Here is a 5,854-nt window from a genome sequence, read left to right on the forward strand (position 1 = left end):
CAGGATTTTCACCCGCTATGATAAGCTCGACTCCTCATTCCTTGCCTTCGTTTACATTGGCGCTATCGCCATTTTGTTGAAATGATGCAATACTCTGCAATTTTTAAAACAAGGCCTAAAATCAGAAATTGATTTCCGCTTCAAATCATCTTCGTATATTGCTATAAGTTCTCGGTATTCTTTTTGAATACGAATAATTGGTTTAGATTCAATCATAATTAACACCGCATGTCATATTTGTTAACAAAAAAATCCGGGAGTTCTATATAGGAAGAAATTGTAGAAAATACTTTCTTTAAAACCATAATGCAGTCATGGTCAATATCTGACAACATTTGTTCCATCGTATAGTCTGGTACATTATGGTATAGATGTGACGGGTTATCGCATAGTAGCATTGCGGACTCTCTTATCGCCCCCCAAAAAGCATGGACGTAATTGGTATCATAATCATAGTAAATCTCATATAACTCCATTTCTCCAACTAATTCAAATTTCTTTCTAATATTATCTTTATCGAAGTATCCAAGATTTATTGGAGTGAATTCTTCGTCTTTAACTTCATTAACATAAACTTCAAGCAGTTTAGAATTAATATGAGCGTCAGGATCTTTTTGATACTTTCCTTCACGTAATTTTGCCATTACGAGTTTATATTTTCCTAATCCATAACTTTGAAATTTTTCGAATACATCTGGTGTGGATGGTTCTTTATAAAGAAGATACTTAAGATTAATATATGCCTCTACTATTGTCCTAAAAAGGATTCTACTGGAAATTGTGTTTTGTAATTCGTGATCCAGTATTTCTGCATATAATTTAATAATATATGTAACAATCCCCATGCTTATTGTGTATTTTGCTGATTGATACTTGTCTTTTACATTGGCACCGATAAATTCTAATGTTTTCATACTATCAGTCAAAAACTCTTTGTTCATAGTAATGTCCTCATGTATATAATCAATTATCATGGGTTTGCAAGAAGTTATTTGCGCAAGTTGATCCCAAAATTTATGTGAAAAAGAACCATCCATAAAAACACTTAAGCCTTGCATAGTGGCTCGAATTATGGGACGATAGTCTGACATCACTTCTTCATCATGTGAATGCTTATAATATTCTGTAAGGGCTCTTGTAGACATGGTACATTCTCTAGAAAAAAGCATCTTTTTTGCACTAATATAAAACCATATAACAATAAAGCAGATATCTGTAGATTCATGTGAATGAAAGGATAAATTTTTTTCTATTGCTTGCATTAGTTTGGTAATCTTAAGTTCTAAATCCAGTTCTGGCATACAATATCTATTAAAAAAGTAAGGATACTCTCTCGATGAAAATACTATAGAAAGAGGAGATAGTACTTCTTTAGGTATAAACATATCTATAATGTCAAACCATTTTTCCTGCTCTTGTTCTTTTAAAGATAAGACTTCGGACAATTCAGCAATACATATTTGTTGCTTTTTAAGCTCCTTGATGATATCGCTCAACACTTTAAAAGCATAATTTCTGTCGAATGTAGAAAAAATCAGTGCTATCCAAATAAACTGCGGTAATTTATCACGGCTCCATGATGTTTCCTTCATGCGGTTTCCTAGGTAACCCGTAAATGGTGTGTGGAGCGTATCTCCAATTTTGGTGTGTTGGGACAACTTACTTCTGTTCATGTTAATTTTGCTCCCAATCTTTGAAAGTCAATTTTTTATCTGTATCGAATGCGTTTCATCACTTAATGTGAATATATTTGTGCTATAATTCCGCTTTAGAAGTTAATTTTATTGTATCATTCTTTCCAACATTAAGCAACGAAAGCATTGCTTTTAAAATTTATTGATCTTCAAAGTCGTAGGTTTTGACCTATGACTTTTTTTATACCTAGAGAGCACTTTCGCTTTGAAAGCATTACTATTGCTATCTCAAAACTGCATCGGAAGAAGCTAAAAATCCCATGTTTCTTATTCCGCGATCAGCCGAAAGACCGCCGCCCATAGGTTTTCCCCTCTGGGGTATCCAGGCGGCATAGAGGCCGCCTTTTTCCCGAAAATGAACACCTTTCCGAACCGCCGAAAGGAGATGATGACTTATGCAGGAAGAAGTCACCCAGCGCACCGTTGCCCTCTGCGTGGAGGCCACCAAGCTCTCCGCCGGGATGCTGCAACAGGCCATGAAAAAAGTGCTGGATGAGATGCAGAAGGGCGTGACCGGCCACAAGACCAAGCTGCACCACGGAAAGCAGACCCTCCGGCAGTTGATGAAGCACAACACCGGCGTTTCCAACATCGAGATCACCGACCAGAACATCCGGGCCTTTTCTGCCACCGCCAAGAAGTACGGCATTGACTTCGCGCTGAAAAAGGACACCAGCGGCGAGATACCCCGTTACCTGGTGTTCTTCAAGGGCCGGGATGCCGATGTCATCACGGCGGCTTTTCGGGAGTTTTCCGCAAAGAACCTGGAGAAAGAGAAAAAGCCCTCCATCCGTAAGGAGCTAGAGCAGGCGAAACAGCAGTCTAAAGCCCAGCACCGCCAGCGGGAGAAGGTCAAGACCAAAGACCGGGGTGTGGAATTATGACGGTTGACTTGAAGAAGGTTCTCATCCTAAATCTCCCGTATCTGCTGTTCGTGTATCTCTTTGATAAGCTCTGCCAGGCGGTGCGCCTTGCCCCCGGCCTTGACGCCTCTGAAAAGTTCCTGCATTTGAGTCAGGGCTTTACGGAGGTGTTTTCTTATGCGGCTCCCAGTCTGCATCCTCTGGACCTGCTGGTGGGCATCGCCGGGGCGGTCATCGTCCGGCTGGCGGTGTACGCCAAAGGGAAAAACGCCCGCAAATACCGCAAGGGTATTGAGTACGGCAGCGCCCGGTGGGGCACGGCGGCAGATATTGCCCCCTATGTCGATCCAGTCCCCGACTGGAACATCCCTCTGACCCAGACGGAAAAGCTCACCATGTCCAGCCGCCCAAAAAATCCCAAGTACGCCCGGAACAAAAATATCCTGGTCATCGGTGGCAGCGGCAGCGGCAAGACCCGGTTTTTCGTCAAACCCTCCCTCATGCAGATGCACAGTTCCTATGTGGTCACCGATCCCAAAGGACAGCTTTTGTCCGAGGTAGGGACCATGCTGCGGCAGGGCGCCCCCAAGCTGGACGAGAACGGAAAGCCCATGCAGGACGCCCGCGGGAAGGTCATCTATGAGCCGTACCGCATCAAGGTCCTCAACACCATCAACTTCAAAAAGAGCATGAAATACAACCCCTTCGCCTACATCCGCAGCGAAAAGGATATTTTGAAGCTGGTCAATGTCATCATTGCCAACACCAAAGGCGACGGAGAAAAATCCTCGGAAGATTTTTGGGTCAAGGCCGAACGGCTTTTGTACTGCGCTCTGATCGGGTACATCTGGTACGAGGCGGAGCCGGAGGAGCGAAACTTCCTCACGCTGCTGGAGCTCATCAACGCATCGGAGGCCAGAGAGGACGACGAGGAATTTCAAAGCCCCGTTGACCTGCTCTTTGCCAAGCTGGAGAAGGAGCACCCGGATCACTTCGCTGTGAAGCAGTACCGCAAATTCAAGTTGGCTGCCGGCAAAACCCTGAAATCCATCCTGATTAGCTGCGGCGCCCGCCTTGCCCCCTTCGATATTGCGGAGCTGCGGGAGATCATGTCGGACGACGAACTGGAGCTGGATACCCTGGGCGACCGGAAAACGGCGCTGTTCCTCATTATGAGCGACACGGACACCACCTTCAACTTCGTTATCGCCATGCTGCAAAGCCAGCTATTCAATCTCCTGTGCGACAAGGCGGACGACGTGTACGGTGGCAGGCTGCCCGTCCATGTGCGGTGCCTCCTGGACGAGTTCGCCAACATCGGGCAGATACCCAACTTTGACAAACTGATTGCCACCATCCGGAGCCGGGAAATCTCGGCTTCTATTATTTTGCAGTCCCAAAGCCAGTTAAAGACCATCTACAAGGATGCCGCGGATACCATTGTGGGCAACTGCGACACCACCTTGTTTTTGGGAGGCAAGGAGAAATCCACCCTGAAAGAAATCTCGGAGCTGCTGGGCAAGGAGACCATCGACAGCTTCAATCGATCCGAGAACCGGGGCAGCCAGGTTTCTCATGGCCTCAACTATCAGAAATTAGGAAAGGATATGCCATACTTGTTCGTGAAGAGTTCAGTTGCCTTGAATTTATCATGAACAGGGACACGATCAACTGGATTCTGAAAAAACTGAATACAGGAGGTCGAATATGGAGCATTTACCAAAGAAAATCCATCAAAACGGCATCAGCTACACGCTGGTGGGAGACTACTACATCCCCGATCTGGAGCTGCCGGAGGAAAGCCGCCCCATTGGGCAGTGGGGCCGGATGCACAAGGCGTTTCTGCAAGAACACCGGCCCGGCCAGTACAATGCACTGCTTCTGTCGGAAAAACTCTGGACATATCTTGCTGACCTGAACGAACAGGCCGCTGACCGGCTGGCGTGTATTGTCTCGCAGATGCAGGAGGCAGAGGGTGTCACCGAGGAACTGAAAGCCCGTGACCAGCTTGCGTGGGTCGGGGGCATGAACAGCATCCGCAGCCGGGCAGAGGAAATCATCCTGTCTGAGATGATTTTTGTCTGAGGGAGGTGGGCGCATGATTCTGGAAGAAATGTATAACGGCAGATTTTATCCCTGTGAAACGGTGGTCGCTGATTCATCGAGGTTCAAGCAGGCAGTCAAAGCCAGTGCCGCCCTGATGGACACTTTATCTGAGCGTCTGAGCAAAGAGGACTATGCACTGGTTGAAGAACTGCGGGAGCAGGTGGCAATCGCTCAATGTGAGGAAAACGAAAGCCACTTCAAATACGGCTTTTCGGCGGGGCTGCTTGTCCAGCAGGAAGCCCATGCGCAGGTGTCGCAGAAAGACAAAGAATAGCATCTTCAATAATGGCTGTTCCCAAACTGGGAACAACCACCACAACAGAATACAGCTTCATGAAAGCCATTTGCCAATCAACCGGCGGATGGCTTTTTTGCCGCTCAATTTCACTTCCGCTTACGTCTGGCCTTGCGGTTGGGCGGGATGGGGCTGGCCTTTCCTCTCATATTGTTGGGGCTTTTGAGCTGCTTGGACAGGCTCAGTATCCGCAGGAACGCCGAGAAGTCCTCCGAGGAAATCTTCTCAAAGGGTATCTGCAACTTATCGCAGAACTCGTGGATCAACATTTCTGTATCGCTGCCCTGCCCTATGGCCTGCTCAAATTTTTCCTTCACATCATCCAGCGTGGGCTGCGGGTCGGCGGTGGTCTTGTCCTTGCGGTGTGCTTCCCGGATGTCCCGGACGATGCTGTCCAGATCATCGTGCATAACGTGGCTGTAAAAGTCACTTTCCTGCACCTGCCCCAATTCCAGCGTCCGCATATAAAGGTCATCTTCTCCGGGCGCATACTTGCTCATGACGGTCTGCCGGGTTGCCTCCAACACCAGATTCATCTGCTCCACCCGCATATTGGCGATCTGGTCGATGCAGATTTCCATATCTATCATCAGCCGCCGGAAATTCGGGTGGGTAGCCAGTTCGCAGAGAAGCCGGTTGTTGATTTTGCCGCTGCTCAAAAGTTCCACCATATCATCACTCAGATGCAGAGATTGAAGTTCTGTGTTTGGGTGATTTTTATTTTCCGTCAGCCCCATCAGATAGTCGGTGGACACGCCGTAAAAGTCCGCCAGCGTTGCAATCGCAAACGGGCTGATGTCCTTATAGTCATCGCTTTCATATTTTCCCAGCGCCGATCTGGACAGGCCGGTCTGCTCCGCCAACTGTTCCAGCGTCAGGTGTTTGTCCACCACCCG

The 5,854-nt window shown here is 47.2% G+C and carries 5 protein-coding genes and 1 pseudogene; 4 read left to right on the forward strand and 2 right to left on the reverse strand.

The window, feature by feature from the left end:
* Nucleotides 1–218: 218 nt before the first annotated feature.
* Nucleotides 219–1,673 carry a DUF5677 domain-containing protein gene (locus B5F94_RS15290; protein ID WP_143383327.1) on the reverse strand — a complete coding sequence of 485 codons (1,455 nt, stop codon included), beginning with the start codon at nt 1,671–1,673 and terminating at the stop codon, nt 219–221.
* 416 nt (nt 1,674–2,089) lie between these two features.
* On the opposite strand from B5F94_RS15290, the gene B5F94_RS15295 reads away from it, so the two are divergent.
* The 4 genes and pseudogenes from B5F94_RS15295 (at nt 2,090) to B5F94_RS15310 (ending at nt 4,937) form a co-directional block, all read left to right on the forward strand.
* Entirely contained in the window at nt 2,090–2,578 is a 489-nt protein-coding gene (locus B5F94_RS15295; protein WP_016316991.1) for a PcfB family protein, read from the forward strand.
* Nucleotides 2,575–4,161: pseudogene (locus B5F94_RS15300) on the forward strand (type IV secretory system conjugative DNA transfer family protein); the annotation flags it as partial. The gene B5F94_RS15295 and the pseudogene B5F94_RS15300, both read left to right, overlap by 4 nt.
* 103 nt (nt 4,162–4,264) lie before the next feature.
* Nucleotides 4,265–4,642 (forward strand): TnpV protein, encoded by a 378-nt coding sequence (locus tag B5F94_RS15305; protein WP_087331382.1) that lies wholly within the window; start codon nt 4,265–4,267, stop codon nt 4,640–4,642.
* A gap of 13 nt (nt 4,643–4,655) precedes the next feature.
* Nucleotides 4,656–4,937: a DUF6809 family protein gene (locus B5F94_RS15310; protein WP_087331384.1), complete on the forward strand. Its 282-nt coding sequence runs from the start codon at nt 4,656–4,658 to the stop codon at nt 4,935–4,937.
* A gap of 110 nt (nt 4,938–5,047) precedes the next feature.
* On the opposite strand, the gene B5F94_RS15315 is transcribed toward B5F94_RS15310, so the two are convergent.
* On the reverse strand, nt 5,048–5,854 hold an 807-nt coding region (locus B5F94_RS15315), incomplete at its 5' end, for a helix-turn-helix domain-containing protein (protein WP_087331386.1).

The sequence above is a fragment of the Flavonifractor sp. An4 genome (genome assembly GCF_002161755.1).
Lineage (GTDB): Bacteria > Bacillota > Clostridia > Oscillospirales > Oscillospiraceae > Flavonifractor > Flavonifractor avicola.

Bases quoted from the DNA above. Each gene is read 5' to 3' on its own strand.
- B5F94_RS15310 (WP_087331384.1), top strand. From the start codon at position 4,656: ATGATTCTGGAAGAAATGTATAACGGCAGATTTTATCCCTGTGAAACG.
- B5F94_RS15290 (WP_143383327.1), bottom strand. From the start codon at position 1,673: ATGAACAGAAGTAAGTTGTCCCAACACACCAAAATTGGAGATACGCTC.
- B5F94_RS15305 (WP_087331382.1), top strand. From the start codon at position 4,265: ATGGAGCATTTACCAAAGAAAATCCATCAAAACGGCATCAGCTACACG.
- B5F94_RS15295 (WP_016316991.1), top strand. From the start codon at position 2,090: ATGCAGGAAGAAGTCACCCAGCGCACCGTTGCCCTCTGCGTGGAGGCC.